The organism is Algoriphagus sp. 4150 (genome assembly GCF_031457395.1).
Classification (GTDB): domain Bacteria; phylum Bacteroidota; class Bacteroidia; order Cytophagales; family Cyclobacteriaceae; genus Algoriphagus.
Genome location: NZ_JAVDWS010000013.1, coordinates 77,742 through 103,853, shown reverse-complemented (window position 1 = coordinate 103,853; position 26,112 = coordinate 77,742). Strand labels below are relative to the sequence as shown.

Sequence of the window (26,112 nt, the reverse complement as noted above, 5' to 3'; positions counted from 1 at the left end):
TTTCTAAAGAAATTTCTTATGATCGAAAAGCCTTTTTCAATACGAATTGCCCTAGTCGGATTGGGTCCAAAAGGACTCTACGGGCTAGAGCGACTACTAGCTAATCTGGCTCACTCGGGAGTATCATCTCCCGTTGAGATTCACCTTTTTAATAAATCAGATTCTTTCGGTGCCGGAGATATTTACAACCCGGAGCAGCCTTCTTATTTATTGATGAACTACGTCAACGGCTACATCAACATGTGGCCTGAAGAGAAGCCTAAGCCGATAGTTCCAAAGCCCAAATCCTTTGTGGAGTGGTTAGGTGACCATTCGGACGAATTTCCATATGCCAGTGCCTACACTTTTTCATCCCGATCCACCGTAGGCAGATACCTGAGCGAAGGTTTCGAAGACCTCCTTCGGTCTTGTCCGGACGAGGTGTCAATTATAAAACACATAGGCCATGTACGGGATATTCAGAAACATGGAGATCACTACAGTATCCATTTCAGTGAATCAATAAATAGCCCGGAGATAAAACTCACCGACTTCAAGCATATTCTGGTAGCTACCGGGCATCCCTGTGTAAATAACCCCGAATCACTTGGTCAAAACACCTACATAGATTTCATTTACCCGGTAACCCACCACCTTAAAAATATCCCCTCCGGAGCAAAAGTAGCAGTCAAAGGCATGGGACTCACTTTCATTGATGCGGTACTGGCATTGACAGAAGGAAGAAAGGGGAAATTTGAAGCAAGCGGCAACAGAGGACTTACCTACATCAGATCAGGTCTGGAACCTGAAATGATTTATCCTTTTTCAAAATCAGGTTTAATGATGATTCCGCGAGGAAACACCTTTGGCAAACCTCCTGTCAAGCCATTCTATTTCCGAAAAGAATCTTTAGAATTTATTGAGTCCTTGGATGGTAAGTATGATTTTGAAAGACAGCTTTTACCGCTTATTGAGCAGGAATTTAAGGCGGTTTACTATAGCATGAAATTTAAGGAAAAGGGAAAAGAGCTTTTACTTTCAAAGGACACCCATAAAGTAGAATTCCAGATAGAGGCTTTCCACGAGCAGTATCCGGATGCAGGACAATTTGATTTTCAGAATTTTCTAGAATCAAAAATATCAGGAGAAATTTCACCTGACAATACACTGGATTTTATTCAAACAAGCATTTATGAAGCAGAAATCGGTGTGGAAAAAAGTGCCTTTGCCGCAGCGGCTGATCTTTGGAGACATCTGAGCGATTTTTTCAATGAGCTTTACAAATTCGGAGGGCTAAAACCCCAGTCCCAAAAAATATTCCTCGAAAAATATGCAGGACATTTAAATAGGATTTCTTACGGGCCTCCTGTTGTAAACATGAAAAAAATTCTGGCAGTGGCCCAAGCAGGATTAATAGATTTCTCTTTTTCCAAAAATCCGAATGTTTCCACTAATGACAACATTTCACTCGCTATAAATGGGCAGGGAGCGATTTCTGTTGATTACCTGGTGGACGCACGCATTCCCAAAATCCAATTGCACCGCTGTGCAGGAGAATTGTATGGGAATATGCTGGAAAAACAACTCATCTTTCCATATGTCAACAGACTGGAAGGTCGGCTTGATTTTAGGCCGGGATGCCTCTCAATCAATGAAAAGGGGCATCCCCTGGATGAAACCGGCTTCGCCAATGAATCACTCACATTCGTAGGTACTCCCACGGAAGGCCTTACCTACGACAATGACACCTTATCCCGAAAAAGAAATGATTTCGTCAGCGGCTGGGCGAAAGACTTGGCAGAATACTGCTGTTCCTTACAGCCCGTATTTTAATTCAACAACCCACTAGTGATGACGAACTTACCATCAATGACTCCGATTACTTCTCTATGGATGCATGAGCTCATGGAAGAAAAAACTGTGTTGAATGAACTTCTTGAAAAATATGGATCGCCGATAAATATCCACCAAGTAGATCCCATGGAAATTAATTTCACCTCTTATCGTAACGTTTTTGAGGAGTTTGAATTAAAGCATAAAATTTTCTTTGCCCGAAAAGCCAATAAAACTAAAGGAGCGGTTCAAAAAGCCCATTCACTCGGTATGGGAATAGATACCGCCAGTCTGAGGGAATATACCCAGTGTCTGGAAATGGGAATTGAAGCTTCGGACTTGATCGTCACGGCAGCTGTGAAAAACAGAAAGTTGATAGAGAAGGCGGTCCATCACGGAAGTCTTCTTATTTTGGATAATGAAGACGAGTGCGACCTTGTCCAGACAGTAGCAGAGGAACAAAACAAGAAAGCGGCTATCGGTTTTCGTATAAGCGGGTTTTTCCTAAATGAAAAAAAACTGTACAGCAGATTTGGGTTTGACTTACTGGAAATTGATGATTTTATCACCAAAAATTTTATTGAATCTAGCCGATACACCCTTTTGGACTATAAAGGCTTGCACTTCCATATCAATGGTTATTCCATAGAAGAACGAAGATTTGCTTTAGCCCAGTGTCTGGCATTTTCGCAGCTCTTATCCAAAAAGGGATTGAAAACAGAATTCATAGATATAGGAGGAGGAATTCTTATGAATTACCTGAAAAATGAATCCGATTGGGATTATTTCAACCAGCAGCTGCGTAAATCAGTCGGTAAAAAAACAAGCGAAATAACTTATGAAAATCAGGGATTGGGGCTGGAGACCATGGGTGGAATCATGCATGGAGAATTAAAAACTTATCCTTTTTGGAGTCCTGTTACAAAAGGTGATTTTCTACGTGAAATTCTTTCTCATAAGCCTCATTCTAGCGATAGCTTAGGGGAAATTGCCAAAAAACTCCAACTAGAAATCAGGATGGAACCCGGTCGTTCCATGCTTGATCAAGTAGGATTGACCGTTGCAAGAGTCGCTTTCAGAAAAGTGGATTCTAAAGGAAATCGCTTGGTCGGATTAGAAATGAACATGACTCAGATGCTTAGTGGAAGTGCCGATTTTCTCGTAGATCCATTTGTACTATATCAAAAGGAGGAAGCGGAAGAGGATGCAGTGGAGGTGTATTTCACCGGTGCCTATTGCTTGGAGCGGGACATATTACTGAAGCGGAAAATAGCTTTGCCAAAACTTCCCCAAGTAGATGATCTGGTGGTTTTTGTCAATACGGCCGGGTATATGATGCATTTTTTCGAGTCAAGTGCACATCTATTTCCATTAGCCACCAATTTGATATGGAACAGAACTACTGAAAACGGTAAAATAAATTCCGCTCATTTTCAAAATGACGAAAACCTCTAACTAGTGACAAAATGATAGTGAATCCTCTCGACAAAGGCTGGAAGATATTTTTTCACAAAGCACATGCATTGCTGGCCATGGATATTGGTTTGAATTTAAAGCGTGAGTTTTGGCCACTTCCTATGTATTGGGGAGCAGGAATCGAAAGTATAGCACAACATGACAATAATCAACCCAAGTGGCACAAAAGAGACAATCTAACCAGCTCGGGTGCTCCTCTTGATTACCGGCAACGTAAGGACGTAGATTTGGAGCAAGTAAAATCTGTATTTCAAAATGCCAAATACAAATCGAGTTTTATTGTCTTGATGGTATCGGCTCACTTCCAAAAGCTGTATGGTGATTCGAAAGAACTGGAAGTTCAGCAATTTTTGGATTCCATAGATACATCCTGTGGAGAGATCATGTCCAACCTTGGCCTGAAAAAGGAACAAGTGACTCAATGCTATCAGGTGCTCCGGTTTTGCGATGATCTATCACTCGCACTATGCCAAAATGACTTCGAAAACCAACGAGACCCTATACAGATTGATCCCATCAGTGGATCGGATCCGATCTCAATATCCCAACTTCCCGATGGGAATTTTGAGTTAGCCCCTTGGGTTTTCGAGAAAGATAAGGTGATGTTCTACACTGAATATTATACCACTACTACCGATTTTTATAGTGAAGATGAAGTATTGAAAAACGACCTTGATCTTCTTCACCCTATGCGAAAGGAATTCATACTCAAAAAAAAGAGGCTGTCTCATAATCATGTTTTCTTGTCAGGCTGAGCGAAGTCGAAGCCTTTTATGTGCTAATTAAGCCCATTTCGACTTCGCTCAATGTGACAATTATGAGTTATGAGACAGCCTCTTTTTACATGAATTATAATTTTCAATAGCCGGGATTTTGGTCACTTGGGCTCATTGCTTCGTTGAAATTAAGTTCTTCCAGTGGTATTGGCCATAAGTAATGTTTTTCTGCAATGGTGATTCCTTTGTTCTTCATAAGAAACTCTTCGGCTCTGCCTGTTCTTTTCAAATCCAACCACCGCTTGCCTTCAAACTGTGTTTCGTAGGCTTTCTCTTGTAAGATCAGATCCAAGAAATTCTCAGAAGTCAGCTCTTCCAGCACATAATCTTTATCAGAAACTGTCCCCGGATCGAGTCCAAAGGCTCTACGACGGACTTGATTTAGGGCTTCCAGATTCTCTTCAGTCAGTCCATCCACTCTTGCAGAGGCTTCCGCAAAGATGAGAAGCAACTCGGGATAGCGATATACCGGAATATCGTTTCCCGCACCCGTATTGTCCACAGCCTGTGGCTCGGCGTACTTACCATTTACTATGGTAGAATCCCCCAATCCAAAGTCAACTAGTTGCCAAAGTCCTTTACGCAGATCACCCTCTTCCCATTCTTTATGAAAAGGATTGGTAGCATCTCCATAATGAGCATATGCTCCCCCAAAATTATAAAGCCCTGTGCTAGGATGATTTAATATCCAAGGCAACCCATTTCCTTGGCCTGTTTGTCTGGTAAATTTGAACGAGAAGATTTCCTCACTCGAAGTGACCAAGGCAGCTCCAAAAATCTTATTCCGGATATCATCCACAGAAGCAATAGGCACCAAGCGAAATTCTCCTGCGTCCAGTACTTCCTGTGCTTTCATCTTAGCCATCCCATACTCTTCCAGTTGGAGGTAAACATCCGCCAGCAGCGTTTTTGCAGCCCATTGTGTCGGTCTTCCAGGGGCTGAAGCACCAGTGGGAAGGTACAGCTCTGCATCTGCCAGATCCGCCAGAATAAAAGCATATACTTCCTCCGGCGTACTTTTCGGCACATCTTTTTGCGCTATATTCTGATCCGTTCGAAGAGGCACGCCGCCCCAGTTTCTCACCAAGTCAAAGTAGGTTAATGCTCTCAGAAATTTAGCTTCCGCGGAATAACTATTCATTTCATCTTCAGTCAATTCTTCACTTAGAGGTGCTTTCTCGATCACAATATTTGCATTTCGGATTCCCTCATAGAAGCCGCTCCATCGTTCAGCCGCTGCATTAATATTAGTAGGATTGAATCCCTGAAAATCATTGTATTGTGCACGGCTGCCCCGCCCATACCCCCAATCCGTATGGGCACTGAGGATGGCGACCTGTTCGGAACGTACCATCCGCAATGGGAAATAGATCGCATTGGTAGCTGCATCAAAATCAGATTTGCTTTGGTAGAAATTTTCAGTGACGATGGTTTTGGGCTTTTCCTCCAGTAGACTGTCACAGGAACTCACAATTCCTCCGATAGCTAAAAAACCGGCTATCAGTAGCTTAGGATTCAATAATCTATAGTTAGTTAACGTTTTCATGGCTTGATTTTTTTATAAGGATTAAAAAGTGGCATTTAAACCAATGGTGTAGGATTTGGGAATAGGATAACTGAAGTGGTCAATTCCCAATCTATCGTCACCGCCTTTGCTGTTCACCTCCGGATCCCACCATGAATATTTGGTGAAAGTCAGGAGGTTTTGCCCACTTGCATAGACTCTAAGGCTTTTGAGGAATTTGCCCTGAGCATTCTTCAGAGGGAAATTATAAGCCAACAAGATGTTTTTCAACCGTAGATAAGAGCCATCTTCCACAAATCTATCAGACACACGGGCAGTGGAACTTCTGCTGATTCTTGGATATTTCGCATCGGTATTCTGAGGAGTCCAGTGATCCAACAATACTTCCTCGGGCATATTCAATCCCTGCCCATAATCCATAGTGCTGGAAATCGCACTGACATTCATAATATCATTTCCATAACTCCCTTGGAAGAAAAGATCCAACTGAAAGCCTTTGTAGGTCATATTGGAATTGAAACCATAGAAAAAATCAGGATTTGGATCCCCGATATAGGTCTTGTCAGCTTCCGTGATTTCCCCATCATTGTTTAGGTCTTTGAACCTGATATTTCCGGTTTCGGTATAGCCATCTTCTTGATATCCCCAAAACTGTCCCAACGGCTTTCCTTCTTCCATAATGGAGAAGTTATCTGCCACTGCGATTACATTGATGAAATTGGTGAGGATAGGTTGTCCATCATTCAGGCTGAGGACTTTGTTTCGGTTGAAGGAAATATTACCATCTACACTCCAGCGGAATTCAGAAGACAATATCTGAGCAAAGAGACTTAATTCCACACCTCTATTTTCTATAGATCCCACATTGTCAATCGTAGTAGTGTAGCCAAAAGAACTTGGTAAACTAACTAAGCTTAACAAATCATCGGTGGTCTTAATGTAATAATCAGCACCAAGTACAATACGGTCCTGCAAAAGTCCCAGGTCAAATCCCAGATCAAACTGCTTAGTAGTCTCCCATTTCAAATCTCCCGGCAAAATAGACCCCGGTGCCAAAAAGTTATACAATTCCTCTCCGAAAACTGTGTATCCCGGAAAGAGTTGGTTCAATGTAGCATAAGGATCGATTGCCTGTGACCCCGTCTGACCCCAACTCGAACGAATCTTCAACGTGGAAATAGCTTCCTGCGATTTCATAAAATCCTCTTCAGATACTTTCCAAGCGATGGCTCCGGAGGGAAAATAACCCCATTTATTTCCCTCACTATATCTAGAGGAGCCATCTGCCCGGAAAGATGCTGTAAAAAGATACTTATTGGCAAAACCATAATTTACTCTTCCAAGGTAGGATAGTAAGGTTGAGCTGGAATAGCCGGAAGTAGGAATGCCCGGAGTCTCTGCCGCTCCTATATTATCAGTCTCGTAGAGATCGCTCAAGAATCCCGCTCCACTTCCTGCCAAAAATTTGGTTGTGAAATCCTGATAAGTAAAGCCTGCCAACACATTTAAATCATGCTTTTCATTAAAAACATTTGCATAAGTTATCGTATTTTCATTCAGACGGCTTATATACTGGCTGGTAGTGATACTGGCATTTCCATTGCTGTTGATAAATTGCCTACTTCTATAATTATCAGTTCTATCATCCCGGTTTTCTACACCACCGGATACTCTAATCGTAATATCCGGAATTGGATTATAGCTGACGGCAGCATTGGCCAAAACCACATTGGCTGAAATGACGGTGGATTGCTCGTTGATAAAATAGAGTGGATTAATCATATCCGGAGAAACAAAAGGAAAATCATCAGCCAGATGATTGATAGTCCCGTTATCTAAATAGGGCCTTGAGAGTGGCGAAGCACCCAATGCGGCTCCTATCATACTATTGCCTCTGGACCCGCCTTCGCTATCTCTCCTCGCGGTAACCAACTTAGTCATTGTACTATTGAAGTCAACCTTGAATTTGTCACTGATCTTGTGATTTATGGCAGATCTGATGGAGTACCTCTCGTAGTCTGATCCTTTAATTATTCCATCTTGCTGAAAAATACTTCCGCCGATTAGAAACTGCGTGTTTTCTCCACCTCCTGATATGTTTAGGGAAGTATTTTTAATAGGTGCTTGTTTGAAAATCTCATTTTGCCAGTCCGTACCTTCACCGAATCCGGCTACTTCTGCCTCTGTAAAGTACGGTGCCAAGCCATCATTTTGGGCTTGTATATTCATCAATTGGGCATATTGGCTTCCATTCATCAGCTTGAGCTTTTCCCGTAATGTCTGGACGCTGTATGCTGCATCAAACTCCACGACTGTTCCCGACCCACTTCCGCTTTTCGTGGTGATCAGAACGACTCCATTTGCACCTCTGGAACCGTAAATCGCAGTAGCCGAAGCATCTTTAAGGATTTCAATACTTGCTATATCCGCATTGTTCAGGTTGGTAGGATTTCCCGAAAAAGGAAAGCCATCAATCACATAGAGAGGATTATTATCGCCTTGAATAGAATTTGCACCACGGATTCTTACCGAAACACCTCCTCCCGGAGCCCCGTTATTCTGGATTACCTGCACACCCGCAGCCCGTCCATTAAGTGACTGGATCACGTTGGACGTGGGAAAAGCATTAATTTCCTCAGTTCTAACCTGTGCCACAGCCCCGGTAAGGTCTGCCCTTCTGGTAGAACCGTATCCTATCACCACTACCTCATCCAGCTCTTGGTCGTCGCTTATCAACGTCACATCTATAGAAGCCTGATTACCCACTCTCACTTCCTTTGGCTGAAAGCCCAAAAAAGAAAATACCAGCACGACACCTTTTTGGTCTGCTGGTATAGCTATGGTATAGTTTCCCGAATCATCACTAATAGCTCCTGTCTCGGATCCTTTGATCTGCACAGTGGCTCCCGGCAATGGATTATCATCTGTATCCTTAATAGTTCCTGAAATGGCCCCATCAGTCTGATCTATCGCAGGGGGTGGAATAGAATCTCTCTGCGGTACCGTGTCCTGGAGATAGCTTGGCGAGTGGCTTTCTGCTAGCGTATCGGTAGATATACCGAAGGAAATGCTAGCCAGAAAAATTAAGGCTGAAATCTTTTTCATAGTTGGTTGGTCATAATGAAACAATTAGGGGCTATTGTACCATTCTTACAGTCAACTAGTATTCCAGTAGATCTCCAAAATCCTGCTAATGCCCCTGGCATGCTCGATTAGCAGCTTTTATATCTGCCCAAGTATGATTTTTTTGAATGATAAGGCATTATATGTATTTACATTTCAGCAGTATGTGGATTATTAACCTCACAATGTCCAAGAAAACCTTATCCCCTAACCAGTTCATCCAATATATTCCCCCTATCCTCCTATTATTTCCCCTCCATTTACATGGATGAATTGTCCTGTGATATAAGAGCTGTCCTCACTCGCCAGAAAAACATATGCGGGAGCAACTTCGCTTGGCTGGCCTGCTCTTCCGAGTGCAGTATCCTGACCAAACTTAGTAACATCATCAAATGTGGCGGGAATCAACGGGGTCCAAATCGGTCCCGGAGCGACCCCATTTACGCGGATTTTATCCTTAGCCAGCATAAGTGCCAATGAGCGTGTAAATCCTACTATTGCACCTTTGGTACTGGCATAATCCACCAAATGTTCGCTACCACGATAGGTGGTCACTGAGCTTGTATTGATGATGGTATCTCCTTCCTTGAAATGTGGAATAGCCAACTTAGCCAGGTGGAAAAATGAGAAAATATTAGTCTCAAAGGTTTCCTGTAGTTGCTTTGCAGTGATGGAAGTGAGTTTATTTTTGGGAAACTGCACTGCTGCATTGTTTACCAAAATATTTATTCCCCCCAGCTCCTTCACGCATTGATTCATGGCTTTTTTACAAAAACTCTCCGACTTCAGATCACCTTCGATCAGCACGCATTTTCTGCCTTCTTTTTCTACCAGCTGCTTGGTGTCTTGGGCATCCTTGTCTTCACTTAGATAGACTATCGCCACATCCGCTCCCTCACGGGCAAAGTACACAGCGACACTTTTACCAATCCCACTGTCCCCTCCAGTGATCAACGCAATTTTATTTTTCAGTTTTCCACTACCTTTATATCCCTTTCGGATCACTTCGGGTATCGGCTTCATTTTGCTCTGCTGTCCGGGCAAGGATTGCTTTTGGTCTTTAAATTCAGTTGGCTTTTTCATAGTTGTGTTGGTTTGGTTTTGTTGCTACTTATATTCAAGAGTTCCTCAATGCAGAAATCAACTCCTGCTTAGTCATTTTGCTCCTTCCTTCAATTCCTACTTGTTTTGCCTTGTCGTATAATTCCTGTTTTGATCTTTCCTCATATACTTTGGCTTTGCCACCTTTTTTGCCCGAATTGGGTGTATTTGCGATACGGGCAGCCTTGGTTTTGCTCATTCCATCTTTGCGTAATGCCTCGTATTTTTCATCATTTTTGATGCTTGGGCCATGGTCCTTTGTCATAATTTTAGGGGTTTAAGGTTAGTTAATACGGTTTTTTGCAAAATTTGAAAACCGGTTATCCGCAGTGTATCAAACCTTGTCATCAAGTTTTCACGCTAGTTTTAACTCATAAAAAATGCCGAAATCGGGACTGCCGGAGGCAAGCAGGCCCGCCTACTATCCTTTAGGCAGGCATGATCCCGTACCTACGGGGCATACATCAGGATGATTATAAGCCATGTGAGGCATGCTATTCCGTTTCCATCGTCACACGACAGGCTATGACCTCTTAAAATCCCAGAGAAATATGTTCCAAACCTGTTCCGGCAACTTGATTGATTAGAGATTAACTCTAGTCTAAAAAATCACATAGATGAAATCGAGCATGTCGAAAACGACACACAACTTGTCCCGAACTTGCTTCGGGAGAGGCATGATTATACGTCGCGCGAGATTCTCCCGATGAAAAATCGGGACAGGCTATATGACCATTGAAAAACAATTATAAACAGATGAAAATCAAGTTAATTCAGGAATTCAAGGAGTTTGCCGTAAAAGGAAATATGATCGATATCGCCATTGGTGTAATCATAGGAGCATCGTTCAATAAAGTGGTGGATGTATTGGTAAAGGAGATTTTCCTGCCTCCACTATCTCTCCTTACCGATGGGATCAATCTGGAGAACAAGAAAATCATCCTACGGGAGGCTGTTACTACAGACGGCGTCACCCATCCGGAGCAAATAGCCATCGGCTATGGCAAACTACTGGAAGTAAGTGTGGACTTTCTGATAATCGGCTTCACGGTCTTCCTTGTGGTGAAGCTGATAAATTCTATTCGTAAGAAAGCTGAAGACCCAAAAAACGAAACTGTTACAACGCCTAAAAACATCGAGTTACTCAGCAAGATGACTGAGTTGATGGAAAAGCAAGTTCAGCTTTTAGAAGGAAAACAAGCAGAAAAAAAAGGGAATCACAAATAAGTTCTACTCATATCTCAAGGACTCGATAGGATCCAGTTTGGAAGCTTTGAATGCAGGAAAGTATCCTGATGCCAACCCCACAAAAATACAAATCCCAAAAGCTAATATCATCCAAATCCAAGGAACCAGGAATCCTCCTACCCCAATCACCAAGGCAATAACATTCCCGATAGAAATACCCAATATCACTCCCATAGCTCCTCCAAGAATACAGATCATGATGGCTTCCAAAAGAAACTGCTGTCTGATTCTAAGCGGTGTAGCTCCAAGTGCTTTTCTAATCCCTATCTCTCTTGTACGCTCGGTCACAGACACAAGCATGATGTTCATCAAACCTATGGAAGCTCCCAGCAAGGTGATGAAACCTATGCCGAACCCACCCATCCTCAAATAACCGGCTACTTCTTCCAAGCTTTCGGCCACAGACTCACTTTTTGTCAAGTCAAAAGAATCCTCTTGGGTGACCCGGTCTTGACGAATTTCCCTCATCATTCCGATAGCCTGTCCCATTTCATATTCAATCCGCTCAGGCCCTGAAGCCACTCCCGTGATGTTATAGTTGAATGTACCTTGCTGGTCAAGGCGGCTGGCATTTAGTATAGGTACCAAAATCTGTCTGTCCGCACCTGAATCCTGGCCTACCCCACCTTGCTCTTCCAACACACCGATTACAATATAGGGTCTACCCAAAATAATTATTTTTTGATTAAGCGGGTCTTCGTTGGCATCAAAGAGGGTGGTTGCCAATTCCTTTCCAATTATACACACGTTATAGCCATTCTGAATCTCCATCGAGGTGAAATTCCTGCCAAATCCAAGCTTCATAGCCTTGATACTCAAGTAATTTTCATCCCCGCCCCGGACCCGGACATTAGGATTGGTGGTCTTGGAACCCCTCTTGATCTCTGCAGCTCCTGTGACTGATGCATATACTGTGGAAATACCTACGCTATTATATTTTTCTTTGAAATCCATCACTTCTCTAAAAGAAAGTTTAGGATATGTCTTCTCTGTTTTACCATCCTGGATGGCCCGGCCCCCACTGAACCCCTTATTCCTAATATCGAACGAATTCGCTCCCAAGCCTGAAAAACTATCTGCAATCTGCGCTTTGATCCCATCAATAGCAGTTAGCATCCCTACCAAAGAGGAAATGCCTATAGCAATGATGGCGCCTGTAAGAATAGTCCGCAGTAAATTAACTTTTATGGAGCGTACAGCTTCACGTACGTTTTCGATCAGATTCATAGTGTGTTCGTAATAGAACGGATTTAAAGTACAATTGCACCTAGATATCTCAATTATAAATAATTACCGGGGAAATGACTATTCGACTGGAAAATTTAAGATACTTAATGTATTCGGTCACCCCGAACCTCAAGGTTTTTCATAACCTCAGTTTCAAAATGTAGCCACTCCTGCCATCGCTCATTCACCAGTGTCGGATCCTGGTATCTTCGGGCGAGATCTATAAACGTGACATAATGCCCCGCTTCGGATATCATCAGTTCATAGTAGAACTTCTGTAGTTCCTGATCTTCCAGATGGGTAGAAAGCAGCTTGAACCGCTCACAACTTCTCGCTTCTATCAATGCGTTCATCAGCAATTGTTCCGTGAGCTGTTGCATTCTACTACCTCCTTTTTTTACAAAATTGGCTAACTGAATGACGTAATTATCTTTTCTGGGAAAACCGAATTTCAACCCCCTCTTTCGGATCTGCTCAAGCACCCGTTCAAAATGTCCCCATTCCTCTGCGACAATTGGCGTGAGTGTGTCCACCACTTCATCCAAATCATTGAATCTCAAGATCAGGCTAATACAGGAAGAAGCAGCCTTTTGCTCACAGTAAGCGTGGTCGGTCAGCACATCCTCCAGTTGCATCTCGGCGATCCCCACCCATCTGGGGTCTGTCGGCAGCTTCAAATGCAACATCTTCTGTCTGGTGCTTTCTTCCCAACTCATGACTAATCGAATAAAAACCAGGTAATTCCCAGATCAATGAATGACTTGTAGCCGGTATAATCCGGCGTAACAAAGTACCCTTCCCTATTCATCAAGCCACTATTCAAGTGGTTGTATTTCAGTAAAACCCGAGTACGGCTAAGCCTGAAATCCAGAAAAATATCCGCTACCGGATAAGCGTAGACATTGAAATCGTTTTGAATGTAAAATTGCTGCGTAGAAGGGGAATACGCTTCAGCATAATAGCCCGAGTGGTAGCGAATATCCACCCCCATCTGTACATACACATTTTCGTCAAACATCGGGCTGTCATAGTAAAACTTGGTGTTACCGTATAATTTAGGTATTCTAAAATTATCACTTGACTCCCCCGAAATTTGTGTGAATATCACCTCAGTATCCCATTGGAATTTTTGCCCAATTCTCATGCTGGACTTCAATCCGGGGATCAGCATAAACGCCTCACCGCTAGACTGGGCTGCCTTCCGTTCCTCATTAAAATACACGTAATTATTTATCCGGTTGATAGTCAGTGAGGGCCTGAGTTGGATCCTATCGAAATCTACCTTAAGTACTCCCCTAATCTGATCCACTCCTATGTTGTCAAAATTATTGTCCCATTGGTAGTGATTCCCATAATACATCTGCTGCATAGCGGTAGGTTTATACACTGCTTTGGTATAATCCACTTCCAGCCATGGCGAGACAAACAAGCCATGAAGCTTGAATGCCCCCGGAACCAAATACTCTCCATCAGCACTGATTGACCATTTTTCCGATATCTTTCCTATCAGTTCTCCCCCTAGATAGACCTCGTTGAAGTTGTTTTTTTTGTCCTGATAAAAAGTGCTATTCATCCTCCCCGCACGAAACTTTGCGTGGGCATTGTAATAAAATCCCCTAAAACTCCCTTTGAATCCTACCTCATTTCCCCACTCCTTGAAATCACTGTAATTTCTGGTGGTATCCACCTGCCCATTGAGGCGTTCACGTGGATAGAAAAGAGAATCACTGCTATTCAGACCTGCAGACAAGGTGAAATGATTGTTCTTTTGGTCAAAAATATGATAGATCTGAAGTTCATCACGAACACTATATTCATGATAGAATCTATATTCCTGACGCAAATCACTCGCTTGCGTATTGCTAAGCCATACTTTGGCATCTTCATAAGTGAAATACACAGAAGTGCTGTCTACTTCCGGGGGAATAATTCCGCCTATTTCATTGACTTTGTGAAGCATCCTGGAAAAATTTCCCAAAAACCAATACTTGCCATTTTCTGATCGGTAATTGGTATGTAGGGAATAAGAATTCTGCACTGTCATATTATCATCCCGTGCATTGGGATTCAGTGTCTTGCGTGCACGAATGGTATGAAAATTAAAACCCACATTCCATCTGGGGTTGATATTTCGGGCAAACCCTATATCCAACATATTGCGCTGACCCCCACCGAAAAAAGCAGACATCTCCGTGAATGGAGATTTGGTGTCAAAATACTTGTTGTTTTCGGGAGCTTGGTAGTACAGGTCATAAGCTGAAAATCCTGATCGGGTTCCGATCACATCCGGAATCTCATAAAAAATCGGCTTCGTGGCACTCCCTATGTTTCCCAAATCCTGATACTTCCAATTGCTTTTGGCCACCGGATCATAATTGTGGAAATTGTTGAGAGCCGTATCCTGCGGATAAAGAATAAGGTTGTTTCTCTTGATGTCTTTCTCAAAAAAGAACAAACTCGTTTTTGGCCCATATACCATTCGGGTACTGTCATCGAGCAGGGATTTTCTAATCGATCCGCCTTCCTCCTCCTCATCCGGATCTTCCTGCGCACCCTGCTGATTTGTGTTTGGACGTGTGGGAACAGTGCCCTGAGCAAGAGCGAGCTGTACACTTGCGATGCTGAAGAAAAATACAAAACAAAGAAACCGTCTATTCACTTAGTTATTGTCCTTTTTGAAGACCTTTTGTTGGATTAGTTGAGCCAAAGCTAACTCATCAGCAGGTGAGAAATTCACCTCGATAGGTAGCACAAAAATCGGAATTTCTTCCAGAAAACCTTTCGGAGCATTGGATTTTACTTTCACGGCATCTTTTTCGGTCGTTAGCACAACGGGATTTTGAGCCTCATGTTGCTTATAGACAGCCCGAATTTTGTCGAAATCCGTTACGGCATAATCGTAATGATCCGGATAACTGAGTACTTCCAGCAGATCATACTTTCCACCCACATAATCTACCAGAGGCCGGTCATTTGCCAAGCCTGTCAGTACGATGACCCGCGATGAAAATATACCTGAATTACTCAATGGTATTGGTTCACCGTAAGATATGGATGAAAACAGCACAGGTGTGGCTCCCCTGCCATAAGAAGTTGATTTCTTTTTAAAGATAGCTTTATCAGAACTACTCAGGTCTTCGGGGCATTTGGTAATGACGATTACATCAGCTCTTTTTGCACCCGCTCTACTCTCTCTTAGCCTACCCATGGGCAAAAGAAAATCCGAGAAAAAAGGTTTTTGATAAGTAGTCAAAAGAATCTGTAAACCTCCCTTCACATAGCGATGCTGGAATGCATCGTCCAAAATAACCACTTCAGAAACAGTGGGACTGGAAGCGATCTCTCTTAATGCACTAATCCTATCCTCACCTACATATACTGAAATATTCTTTCCGAATTTCTCATAGATCTGGAATGGTTCATCACCGATTTCCACTGGAGAGACTTGCGGATTAGCTTTAAGAAATCCCTTGGTTTTTCGCCCATAGCCCCTGCTAAGTGTCGCCAATCTTTTCTCATTGTAAAGCATCCGAATAAGATATTCCACCATAGGCGTTTTGCCCGTACCGCCAACACTCAGATTCCCCACTACAATGCTTGGAATCGGAGATGAGACACTTTTCAACCAGCCCACATCGAAAAACAAGTTGCGAAGGCGCGTGACCAAATCGTATACTAAAGCAAAAGGATAAAGCAAAAAAGCGTACCGGCGCATTGCAGAATTACTATTTTTGATCAAATAAACGTAAAAATTATGGGATACAAGATTAGCGACGTGATTTCCTATCTGGAGCAGATCGCCCCCCCATCCTATCAGGAGTCATACGATAACGCCACGCTGATCACAGGAGATAGAAGTTCAGAAGTGACGGGAATCCTCTGCTCACTGGATTGCATTGAAGCCACCGTGGAGGAAGCTATAGAACTGGGAGCCAATATGATAGTGGCACATCACCCGATTGTGTTCAAAGGTTTGAAAAGTCTCACGGGGAGAAATTACGTGGAGCGGACCATCATCAAGGCAATCAAAAACGACATAGCTATCTATGCGATTCACACCAATCTTGACCATGTAGCACATGGAGTAAATAAGCGGATTTCTGACCGATTGGAACTTGTCGATACCAAAATTTTACAGCCGAAAAGACAATTGCTCAGCAAACTTGTGTTTTTCGTCCCTGTATCAGAGAAAGAGAGTGTTCTTCATGCTGTGTATGCTGCCGGAGCTGGGAAAATCGGCGAATACTCGAATTGCTCATTTCAGGTGGAAGGGACAGGGACTTTCACTCCCTCTGCAAAAGCGAATCCGACGATAGGTGAGCACGAAAAAGCCCAAGAAGAACAGGAAGTCCGAGTGGAAGTTTTGGTTTCAAATCACCTTCTTCCTAATGTTTTGAAGCAAATGCGTAGAGCACATTCCTACGAGGAAGTAGCATACTATGTGCAAGCACTTGAAAATGAAAACCAAGAAGTGGGTGCGGGTATGATCGGAAACCTTGCCCAAGAAATGGAAAGTGAAGAATTCTTGGATTACCTCAAAGCCAAGATGGATCTGGAAGTGATCAAGCATACGCAGGTTATCCCACGGAAAATCAAAAAAGTAGCAGTCTGCGGTGGGGCGGGAATTTTTCTATTAGGGGATGCCAAAAGAGCCGGTGCAGATGTCTTTGTGACTGCAGACGTGAAATATCACGAATTTTTCGATGCTGAGGGAGCATTAATTCTCTGTGATATCGGGCATTACGAGAGCGAAATTTTCACAAAAGAATTGCTTCAGGAGTTATTGTCACAAAATTTTCCTAATATTGCACTCTATTTGACAAAAGTAGTTACAAATCCCACATCCTACCGATAGTACATGGAAAGTACAGTAGCACAGAAACTCGAGGCTATTCACAACCTTCAACTTTTAGATTCAAAACTAGACGCCATCATTAAAGTTCGCGGAGCTCTTCCAGAAGAGGTTCAGGACTTAGAAGATGAGATTGCCGGTTATGAAACTCGCTTGGAGAAATTTCAAAGTGAAATAGATTCTTTTGACAACGAAATAAAGGCGCTTAAAGAAAGCATCAAGGACTCTGAAAAACTGATCAAAAAGTATCAGGAGCAGCAGATGAATGTTCGCAACAACCGCGAATACGATGCAATCACCAAGGAGCTTGAACTTCAGGATCTAGAGATTCAGGTTGCGAAGAAAAAGATCACTGAAGCCGGTTATAGAATCGATCAGAAGAAAGTGGACTTGGAGGAATTAGGTGCAGTGAAAAAGGATCGTCAGAAGGATTTGGATCAGAAAAACAGCGAATTGACTTCGATTGTATCTGAAAGCGAATCAGAAGAGTCCAAACTCAACAATGACCGTGAAAAATCCTTAAAGAAAGTCGACGACAGACTTCTGAAAGCATATACTAAAATCAGAGCCAATGCCAAAAATGGTCTGGCGGTGGTGATGGTAAAAAGAGGTGCTTGCGGTGGATGCTTTAATACAGTTCCGCCACAAAGACAGGCCGATATCCGTGAGAAGAAAAAACTAATCGTTTGTGAACATTGCGGAAGAATCCTTGCAGGCGTAGAAGATGAGGTTATAGAAGAAGTAGCTCCAAAAAAGAAAAGAGCAACCAAAGCGACTAAAGCTTAATAAGAAGCAGTCATCTACATGACAAAAAGAAACCCCGGGCTTTCAGTTCGGGGTTTCTTTTTTTTTCCACTTTTTTGCTATCTACAAGTTAAATTTTCTATATTGAGAGCTATGAAAAGTCTTGGAATTCTAGTTATTGCCCTGTTTCTATCTGTTTCAGTTTTTGCCAATGAGACTGAACCCAAAACTTTTTTGGTATTATTTAAGTCAAAGGAATTAAAATCGCTGAATACCTCTTTAAAGGAGATACAATCCCAATTTTCTTCTGCTTTTAAAACAAGGAGTTACTCGGGAAATTCCGAATTGGCTCTGATCATTGATATTCCAAAATGCGAATTCGACGCCTGCTTCCTCGGACAATTTCTAATATCCTTAGATGAAGGGGAAGATATTAGACTTCAGGAGATTGCATTTCGAGTAGTTGATATGACTGCCAACAAAAGATCTCTGGACACTTACATCACGGCATTCGAAGAAAGTCAGCAAAAGAAGAAAAACGACAAGCGCAATCCTACACCAGCTCCTTAAGGTGTTCGGTATCGTTTCTTTTCAGTAATTCAAAATCCCCATCTTCCTTTTCTTCGAGTAGATACAGGCAAAGATTTTTGTGTTCGAACATATCCATGTGACATAAATCCTGCTTCATCATCAAGCTCAAAAAGATACGCATCGCACGCCCGTGCATACACACCAAAATGGTTTCTCCGGGCCCTTCAATGATTGTATCAATTCCGCGCTGCATACGCTTGGCAACAATGTTGGGGCTTTCTCCACCGGCAATACAATAGTCGAGATTTCCCTGCTGCCACTGATCTAGCATATGCTGGTAGTACTGACTCTCTTCAGGAGACATCGGTAGCCCTTCATAATCTCCCCAAGAAATCTCATTGAGATCCGTCGTAGAAACCGCAGGGATACCTAAGTCCAAGAATGATTGGATCGACTGCTTGGTACGCTGCAATCCAGTGTAATATGCCTGATCAAACGGAATGCTTTTGTAAGCTTCAAAAAATGCAGCCGCCTGCTTTCTTCCTGTTTCATTAATCGGAGCATCGATTCCACTCCCCTGTACCACGCCTTTAAGATTGAAATCTGTCTGTCCGTGTCTAACTAAGTAAATTTTTTTTCGATTCAAGATTCTCTATTTTTGTCTGCACCCCAAAGAAAACCCATTTACTTTAATTTTCATGGTATTCCCTCAAAAGCCTTCACTGGATCAGATCAATCAAATGGGTAAAAACAACATGCCCGGATTCTTGGGCATTGTATTTACAGAAATCGGCGATGATCATCTTACTGCCACTATGCCGGTAGATGAGAGAACAAAACAGCCCATGGGGTTGTTACACGGAGGTGCCAATGTAGTACTTGCGGAGACGCTGGGAAGTGTGGCAGCTTCTCTCACCATCGACATGACCAGACAAGCCTGTGTGGGCCTGGAGATCAACGCCAATCACCTAAAAGGTGTGAAGTCGGGATTGGTGACGGGAACTACAACCCCCATTCATCTGGGGAAAAGCACACAGGTCTGGGAAATCAAAATCAAAAACGAGGAAGGTCAGCTATGCTGTATCAGCCGCATCACCTTAGCGATTTTAGACAAAAAGTAATGTACACCAACGTAACTACGAAACATACTAAAACAGAAATTCTCCAACTTCTGCTTCAATTGGGCCTGACTTCCGGCGGCTCTTTTGCCATCTGGCGAAAGCCAAAATCCAATATCGTTGAAATTGTCCTTGATGAAACTGCAAATCCGGCAAAAGTTGAGCTGTCAATCGAAGAGCTCGATCCTGGATTTATCGTTCATCCTTTTGCGGACCAAGAGGATAAAAAAGCCTATTTCATCAAAGCCAACAAGCACCTATCCTTTGACCTCAATAATCCCCCCGGAATAGACGAGCTTCCTGAATGGGTCAAAATCCAATTGAATAATAAGGAAAGGCTTTCATCAGAGCAAATCAGAGAGTTGCTGATTAACCAGACTCTGATAAGTAAAGTACAAACCTCCAAACTAAGTGAGGACAAAACCCATTTCATCCAGTTGGTCAAAAGGGGCATTGAAGCTATTCAGAGAAAACAACTGGAAAAAGTCGTCCCTGCACGTACTAAGACCGTTTCAATCCCATCAAATTTTGACCTGAGCTGTACTCTCTTGAGTTTGATGGATTCCTATCCCAATACTTTTATCAATTTCTTCCATCTTCCCCATGTGGGCACTTGGATAGGCGCTTCACCCGAAACGCTGATAGAAACCAATGGGGATATATTCACAACCATGTCTCTGGCAGGCACGCAGAAAGCAACGGGCGACAATCCCCTCAAGTCAGTTGCCTGGACTCAAAAAGAGATCGAGGAACAAGCATTAGTCAGCAGATACATTGTTTCTTGTTTTAAGAAAATACGACTTCGGGAATATGAGGAACATGGCCCAAAAACGGTGCTGGCGGGCAATCTCCTTCACCTTCGATCCGATTTCAAAATCAATATGCAAGAAACCGGTTTCCCTGAACTGGGTTCTATCATGCTTAGTCTCCTCCACCCGACTTCTGCCGTATGCGGAATGCCTAGGTGTGAAGCGCATGATTTTCTACAGGAATTTGAGGGCTTTGACCGATCTTTTTTCTCAGGTTTTCTGGGACCGGTGAATATTCAGGGAAGTACCTCCATTTATGTCAATTTGAGAACTGCCAGCCTTCATGACAATGAAGCTACGCTCTATGCCGGAGCAGGTGTGACAGAAGATTCTGATCCTGAAAAGGAATGGGAAGAAACGGAGCTCAAATGTCAAATTATCGGTAAATTCATTCAAAACCCAAGCGCTTGATTCTTCCTCAAATTACCGATCTAGTCGCCATCTGCGCCAAAAAAGGTCTCCAAAACGCGATACTTTCTCCCGGTTCCCGCTGTGCTCCTTTGACACTTGCTTTTGCCCGTCATCCGCATATACACACCAGAACGATCTCTGACGAGCGATCTGCTGCTTTCATAGCGCTGGGAATGGCACAGCAGCTGGAGCAACCGGTAATACTTGTCTGCACCAGTGGATCTGCTGCCCTGAATTATTATCCGGCCGTAGCGGAAGCTTTTTTCCAGCAAATCCCCCTGCTCATCTTGACTGCAGATAGACCTGCAGAATGGATTGATCAATATGACGGACAGACGATTTTTCAGCCTGATGCCTATGGCAGGCATATAAAAGGGAGTTTTCAGTTACCTGACTTCTCTTCCAATCCGGATCAACTCTGGCATTCCTCCCGAATTGTAAATGAAGCGATCAATCTGGCTCAACAATTTCCATGCGGACCGGTTCATATCAATATTCCGCTTCGGGAACCTTTCTATCCGGAGAAAGGAGAAGAATTGGTTTTTCCGGAAAAGCCTCGTGTATTTAATTTACTGAAAAGCAAAACCCAGCCTACGGATGAATCGCTTATCAAACTCAAAAACAGACTGGAAACAGTCCAACGGATAGTAATCATCCCCGGTCAGCAACGTCCCGATCCACATCTTCAGAACTTACTGGATCAGCTGGCAAAAACCCAAAAAGCGGTAATTGTCACAGATACCATCAGCAACCTTCAGTCTGACCAAACCATCACATTGCATGATCACTGGTTGGGAAATCAAGAAATCTCAGAAAATCTAAAACCTGACCTGATTGTTAGCTTTGGCAAATCGATTATATCCAAATCACTTAAGCTCTTCCTTCGAAGCACTAAGGCTTCGCATTGGCATATCCAGACCGACGTAAACGCCAAAGACACCTATCAGCGACTGACAAGGAATATTACCTCCACACCTGCCTACTTCCTCAGCTGGCTGATCCAAAATCTCGGCCCCCAAGACACTGAATATTATCATGCATGGCATTCGCTCGAGAAAGCAGTGGACTCAAATCTGACTCAAATCTTACAGAGTGAAGTCTTCGGAGAATATGGTGCATTGGCTAATTGTCTGAGTAAAACACCTTCCCTTTCCAAAATCCACGTTGCCAACAGCATGGCTGTACGCTATTTAAATTTTCTTGGAAAGAGAAATCAGGAGGTGATTTGCAACAGAGGAACCAGTGGAATCGATGGGTCGAATTCCACGGCTGTGGGATGTACTTTTACCACAAAGGAAATCGTGACACTGATTACGGGCGATATGGCTTTCTTCTACGATCGCAATGCTTTTTGGCATAACTACACCATGCCTAATCTTCGGGTGATTCTACTGAATAATCATGCGGGGGGGATCTTCCGGTTGATCGAAGGGCCCTCAAATCAGCCGGAACTGGAGGAGTATTTCGAAACCAAACAGACCTTGTCCGCAAACCATCTGGCAACCGAATTTGGGTTTTTCTATTCAAAAGTGGTGAATCAGGAAGAATTGGAAGCTTCCCTGGTAGACTTCTACTCAGATTCCCTCCATCCCAAGATCTTGGAAATCGAGACTTCCAGCCCGAAAAATGCGGAAATCTTAAAATCGGTAAAAGAAAAAATCAAGACTGCAATTCAGCAGTAAAAGTAGAATCGGGAGAAGAAGTTCTCCCGGGTTTCTTTATATAAGTTAACAAGCAATAGAGTAATCCTATTTCAAAAAGAGCCATTAGAAATATAGCTCCAACTGCACCGACAATAGTCAATAATAACACCCCAGTAATCATTCCAATAATCCCCAAAAAACCTAAATAAGATTTCCATGGAGATTCGAATTTTAAAAAGCTGAAACCTAAAAGCAAATATAACAATCCTCCAGTGCCAAGCTTGGCAACAGAATAAAGTTGGTGTGAAAAAGATTCTGAATATGAAAGTGAGATATCAAAAATTGACAATATTCCACTACCGATAATAAAAACCCACGTAGCAATACCTAATATAGAATTATCCTCATATTTCGAAATCGTCAAAAACCCACTTATAAACACCACACATGAAACAAATGATAATATTTTCACAATTGAATAAACCAATTTCCAATTGTTTGGGTCACCTGTGCCAGTTAGCATCTTGATATCTAACGGGAGCTCCAAAAAACCCAAAACAAAATAGATAATACCCGCTACAAAAGACAAAATCATCCATTTCATTTCTCTTCTAGCAATTCTGGGAAAATCCTTAGAAGGCATAATACCATCCTCCCCAACTCCCAGCGCCTCAAACAGCGCTTTGATCGTATAACTCCTCGGAGTCACCTCTCCCGCTTCGATGCGCTGTATCGTCCGCACATTCAGGTTACATAGTTCGACCAACTCCTCCTGAGTCAATCCTTTTGCCTTTCTCATTTCAGAGATTTTCTTGCCAAGTTCTGGTTGCTTCATTGTAAATAGTTTTTGATTAACCATGGCAATTTCCGGAATTGGATTGTGACTTAGGACGAACTAGGCTCGGTTTTGACCCGACATTTGCCCGACATTTTGGTTTTATGCTCAAATTTAATGATTAGACTATATCAAAGGCAATACTTGCTTCAATGCAGGATTGCGATTCCCCGCTTTCCAGATGGCTGAAAGTTCCGTGAATTGGCGAATATTCGGAATTTCCATAAAGCGTACATTCAGTTCATAACCTTCCTTCAGTGACGTAGGCACTATCGCCACCCCCATCTCATTTTCTACCAATTTGAAGATCGTCAACGCGTGTACAGACTTATGTCTGATCTTGGGCGAGAAACCCGCATCCCTACAAATTCCGATAATTTGCTCATAATAGAGATTGCTATAATCGGAGGAAAAAAGAACAAAGGACTCATCCTTAAACTGAGACACTGAGACAAAATCATCTTGATGAATTGGATGGTCTTTTGGGACCACCAACGAAAAACTGTCCTTCAGCACAACCTTCATTTCCAAATCACCCGGTACCGAAGCCAGCCTGACAAAGCCCAAATCCAATTTATCCTTTTCAATCATTTCCACCTGGACTGCATTGCTCAGCTCCTCCAAGCTAGTACTTACCAAAGGCTGATTCGCATTGAGTTTGGCCAGTAAATCAGGCAATACCTGATTGGATGCCGACCCTAGAAATCCTATCCTCAACTCCCCGATTTTCCCTTCAGAGATCAGTTTCAATTGACTTCCGGTAAGTTCAAGGTGATTCAGGACAAAATCAACCTCGCCTTTCAGAAATATCCCCGCTGTAGTTAATTCCACATGCTTTTGATCCCGCTCGAAAAGCTTCACTTTCAATATTTCCTCCAATTGCTTGATCTGCCTGCTCAGTCCAGGTTGGGAAATAAACAGGCGCTCTGCTGCTTTTCGGAAGTTCAACTCCTCAGCAACGGCTTTGAAATAACTCAAATGTCTTAACTCCATGATACCTTAAAGGTATCATATAATGACAAAAATGATATCAAAACTTATCATACATGGTTTGTATCTTTGTCTAGACCCTGAATCTAAACCCACATATAATGAATGCTTTTCAATACGGCCAAGACCATTTAACAGTAAGCATAGCTTTGCAACTCGCTAGAAAACAGAGGAAAGGAGTTTTAACTCCGGAAACCCGCGATAAAGTTCAGGCTTCTGCTTCTGCCGTTGCCAACATAGCCAAGGGAGAAAAGGCTGTCTATGGTATCAATACAGGTTTTGGACCTCTTTGTACCAGCAAAATCTCGGCAGCCGACACGCAGACTTTACAGGAAAACCTACTGAAAAGCCATGCAGTTGGATTGGGGGAACCAGTTCCCTTGGAGATCTCAAAGCTGATGCTTGTGTTGAAACTTCAGGCTTTGGCCCAGGGATTTTCAGGCATACGATTAGAGACGCTGGAAAGAATGCTTTGGATGCTGGATAATGATGTAATTCCCGTGGTTCCTATTCAAGGTTCAGTGGGTGCATCCGGGGACTTGGCTCCACTTTCACATTTATTTTTACCGCTTCTGGGGTTGGGAAAAGTGCATTTTGAAGGAGCTATTCAAGCTACATCTTCCGTATATGAAAAGTTGGAAATGACAGCGCTTTCCCTTGGTCCAAAGGAAGGTTTGGCACTAATCAACGGCACCCAGTTTATGGCTGCTTATGGAGTAAAAGTCGTGGATCGATTGCATAATCTGCTCGTCCATGCCGACATTACCGGAGCTATGATGATCGAGGGATTGATGGGTTCGATCAAGCCTTTTTCTGCTGAATTGCATCAATTAAGGCCGTTTCCCGGAAATAAACATGTAGCGCAGACTATTCTAAATTTATTGAACGGATCCGAAATCGTGAATTCCCATTTGAATTGTGCCCGTGTGCAGGATCCTTATTCTTTACGATGCATGCCACAGGTTCACGGGGCTTCACGAAATGCCTGGCTTCACCTGAAAGAGGCCATCGAAACAGAGATCAATTCTGTGACCGACAATCCCGTCGTTTTCGGCGAGGACCATACGATTTCAGGAGGAAGTTTCCATGGACAACCTATTGCGTTGCCATTGGATTATGCCTGTCTTGCCGCTTCAGAATTGGGAAATATTTCAGATCGAAGAATCTATCTTTCTCTGGAAGGAGACACTCCCGGAGTTCCCAAATTACTATTGAAAGAGACAGGATTGAACTCAGGCTTGATGATCCCCCAATACACCACCGCTGCTTTGGCTTCTGAAAATAAAGGACTCTGCTTTCCTGCCTCAGCCGACAGTATTCCCACTTCCTTGGGACAAGAAGATCATGTAAGCATGGGGTCGATTGGTGCGAGAAAAGCGTTGCAGGTAATTGGAAATGTAGAGAAAATCCTGGGAATTGAGCTATTTTATGCTGCCCAAGCGATGGATTTCCATGCACCGCTTAAGTCTGGCAAAGTGATGACAGCCATCCACGAACATGTGCGTAAAAGCATCACGCCTGTAATAAATGACCGGGTAATGACAGAAGACATGGAAGCTGCAATTGAGATGATCCAAAGTGGTGAATTGATCAGGATAGCGAATCAAGTGGCAATAGAGGAAGGATTGCCTTATGAAACTGAGTGGAGTGAAATGTTTGACTGTTAAATTAAAATTGCCCGCGGATTCCCGCAGAAAAAGTCGCAGATAGGCGCAGATCATTCACAAAAAAATCTGTGATAATGATAATCTGCGAAATGAATCAGCGAAAATCTGCCGGAAAACTAATAATCATCTGCAGGAAACAAGACAATACAACACCTAAAACTAATCGTCCCAACTACTCACGCAGGATTACCTTACCAAACTGAATGGAGTAAGATGCTTGACTA

The 26,112-nt window shown here is 42.9% G+C and carries 21 protein-coding genes and 1 pseudogene; 11 read left to right on the top strand and 11 right to left on the bottom strand.

What is annotated here, in order from left to right:
• The first annotated feature begins 18 nt into the window (after positions 1-18).
• From J2X69_RS16345 to J2X69_RS16335, 3 genes are read left to right on the top strand one after another with little or no spacing between them, the layout of a single operon-like run.
• Positions 19-1,812, top strand: coding sequence for an FAD/NAD(P)-binding protein (locus tag J2X69_RS16345; RefSeq protein WP_310105580.1), 1,794 nt, complete (start codon positions 19-21; stop codon positions 1,810-1,812).
• Positions 1,813-1,830: 18 nt separating this feature from the next.
• Complete coding sequence (locus J2X69_RS16340; RefSeq protein WP_310105577.1) at positions 1,831-3,267, top strand: Y4yA family PLP-dependent enzyme; 1,437 nt, start codon at positions 1,831-1,833, stop codon at positions 3,265-3,267.
• A gap of 11 nt (positions 3,268-3,278) precedes the next feature.
• A complete protein-coding gene (locus J2X69_RS16335) occupies positions 3,279-4,043 on the top strand; it encodes a DUF3891 family protein (protein ID WP_310105574.1) in 765 nt (254 codons plus the stop codon).
• Positions 4,044-4,146: 103 nt separating this feature from the next.
• Here the strand turns inward: J2X69_RS16335 and J2X69_RS16330 are convergent, their stop codons facing one another.
• The 4 genes and pseudogenes from J2X69_RS16330 to J2X69_RS16315 form a co-directional block, all read right to left on the bottom strand.
• Positions 4,147-5,610, bottom strand: coding sequence for a RagB/SusD family nutrient uptake outer membrane protein (locus J2X69_RS16330; RefSeq protein ID WP_310105571.1), 1,464 nt, complete (start codon positions 5,608-5,610; stop codon positions 4,147-4,149).
• A gap of 21 nt (positions 5,611-5,631) precedes the next feature.
• A complete protein-coding gene (locus tag J2X69_RS16325) occupies positions 5,632-8,694 on the bottom strand; it encodes a TonB-dependent receptor (protein WP_310105567.1) in 3,063 nt (1,020 codons plus the stop codon).
• Between the two features lie 252 nt (positions 8,695-8,946).
• Positions 8,947-9,801 (bottom strand): annotated as a pseudogene (locus J2X69_RS16320) (SDR family oxidoreductase); the annotation flags it as partial.
• Between the two features lie 28 nt (positions 9,802-9,829).
• The gene (locus J2X69_RS16315; protein ID WP_310105565.1) at positions 9,830-10,078 is read right to left on the bottom strand and encodes a Rho termination factor N-terminal domain-containing protein; all 249 of its coding nucleotides are present in this window, start codon (positions 10,076-10,078) and stop codon (positions 9,830-9,832) included.
• 491 nt (positions 10,079-10,569) lie between these two features.
• Between J2X69_RS16315 and mscL the strand changes: the two genes are divergently transcribed.
• Entirely contained in the window at positions 10,570-11,040 is a 471-nt protein-coding gene (mscL, locus tag J2X69_RS16310; RefSeq protein ID WP_310105561.1) for a large conductance mechanosensitive channel protein MscL, read from the top strand.
• A gap of 3 nt (positions 11,041-11,043) precedes the next feature.
• Here the strand turns inward: mscL and J2X69_RS16305 are convergent, their stop codons facing one another.
• The 4 genes from J2X69_RS16305 to lpxK all read right to left on the bottom strand — a co-directional run bounded on the left by J2X69_RS16305 (position 11,044) and on the right by lpxK (position 16,003).
• Positions 11,044-12,288 carry an ABC transporter permease gene (locus J2X69_RS16305; RefSeq protein ID WP_310105557.1) on the bottom strand — a complete coding sequence of 415 codons (1,245 nt, stop codon included), beginning with the start codon at positions 12,286-12,288 and terminating at the stop codon, positions 11,044-11,046.
• Between the two features lie 104 nt (positions 12,289-12,392).
• Complete coding sequence (locus J2X69_RS16300) at positions 12,393-13,004, bottom strand: tRNA-(ms[2]io[6]A)-hydroxylase (protein WP_310105554.1); 612 nt, start codon at positions 13,002-13,004, stop codon at positions 12,393-12,395.
• A gap of 2 nt (positions 13,005-13,006) precedes the next feature.
• Positions 13,007-14,947 (bottom strand): putative porin, encoded by a 1,941-nt coding sequence (locus J2X69_RS16295; protein ID WP_310105551.1) that lies wholly within the window; start codon positions 14,945-14,947, stop codon positions 13,007-13,009.
• The gene (gene lpxK / locus J2X69_RS16290; RefSeq protein WP_310105548.1) at positions 14,948-16,003 is read right to left on the bottom strand and encodes a tetraacyldisaccharide 4'-kinase; all 1,056 of its coding nucleotides are present in this window, start codon (positions 16,001-16,003) and stop codon (positions 14,948-14,950) included.
• Between the two features lie 39 nt (positions 16,004-16,042).
• Here lpxK and J2X69_RS16285 point away from each other — a divergent pair, with 39 nt between their 5' ends.
• From J2X69_RS16285 to J2X69_RS16275, 3 genes are all read left to right on the top strand, one after another.
• Positions 16,043-17,143: a Nif3-like dinuclear metal center hexameric protein gene (locus J2X69_RS16285; RefSeq protein ID WP_310105543.1), complete on the top strand. Its 1,101-nt coding sequence runs from the start codon at positions 16,043-16,045 to the stop codon at positions 17,141-17,143.
• Positions 17,144-17,146: 3 nt separating this feature from the next.
• Positions 17,147-17,926, top strand: a complete 780-nt coding sequence (locus J2X69_RS16280) for a C4-type zinc ribbon domain-containing protein (protein ID WP_310105540.1) — start codon at positions 17,147-17,149, stop codon at positions 17,924-17,926.
• 111 nt (positions 17,927-18,037) lie between these two features.
• A complete protein-coding gene (locus J2X69_RS16275) occupies positions 18,038-18,454 on the top strand; it encodes a hypothetical protein (RefSeq protein ID WP_310105537.1) in 417 nt (138 codons plus the stop codon).
• Here J2X69_RS16275 and J2X69_RS16270 read toward each other — a convergent pair.
• Entirely contained in the window at positions 18,438-19,061 is a 624-nt protein-coding gene (locus J2X69_RS16270; RefSeq protein WP_310105533.1) for a histidine phosphatase family protein, read from the bottom strand. The two genes, J2X69_RS16275 and J2X69_RS16270, sit on opposite strands and share 17 nt — an antisense overlap.
• A gap of 52 nt (positions 19,062-19,113) precedes the next feature.
• On the opposite strand from J2X69_RS16270, the gene J2X69_RS16265 reads away from it, so the two are divergent.
• From J2X69_RS16265 to menD, 3 genes are read left to right on the top strand one after another with little or no spacing between them, the layout of a single operon-like run.
• Entirely contained in the window at positions 19,114-19,536 is a 423-nt protein-coding gene (locus tag J2X69_RS16265; protein WP_310105531.1) for a hotdog fold thioesterase, read from the top strand.
• On the top strand, positions 19,536-20,753 hold the full coding sequence (locus tag J2X69_RS16260; protein WP_310105529.1) for a chorismate-binding protein: 1,218 nt from the start codon (positions 19,536-19,538) through the stop codon (positions 20,751-20,753). The genes J2X69_RS16265 and J2X69_RS16260 overlap by 1 nt, the downstream gene beginning before the upstream one ends.
• Entirely contained in the window at positions 20,750-22,435 is a 1,686-nt protein-coding gene (gene menD / locus J2X69_RS16255) for a 2-succinyl-5-enolpyruvyl-6-hydroxy-3-cyclohexene-1-carboxylic-acid synthase (protein WP_310105526.1), read from the top strand. Before J2X69_RS16260 ends, menD begins: the two co-directional genes overlap by 4 nt.
• Here menD and J2X69_RS16250 read toward each other — a convergent pair.
• Both J2X69_RS16250 and J2X69_RS16245 read right to left on the bottom strand, forming a co-directional pair.
• Positions 22,413-23,255 (bottom strand): helix-turn-helix transcriptional regulator, encoded by an 843-nt coding sequence (locus tag J2X69_RS16250; protein ID WP_310105524.1) that lies wholly within the window; start codon positions 23,253-23,255, stop codon positions 22,413-22,415. The genes menD and J2X69_RS16250 overlap by 23 nt on opposite strands.
• Positions 23,256-23,357: 102 nt before the next feature.
• Complete coding sequence (locus tag J2X69_RS16245) at positions 23,358-24,224, bottom strand: LysR family transcriptional regulator (protein WP_310105520.1); 867 nt, start codon at positions 24,222-24,224, stop codon at positions 23,358-23,360.
• Positions 24,225-24,322: 98 nt separating this feature from the next.
• Here J2X69_RS16245 and hutH point away from each other — a divergent pair, with 98 nt between their 5' ends.
• Positions 24,323-25,888 carry a histidine ammonia-lyase gene (gene hutH, locus J2X69_RS16240; protein ID WP_310105517.1) on the top strand — a complete coding sequence of 522 codons (1,566 nt, stop codon included), beginning with the start codon at positions 24,323-24,325 and terminating at the stop codon, positions 25,886-25,888.
• Positions 25,889-26,112 lie beyond the last annotated feature (224 nt).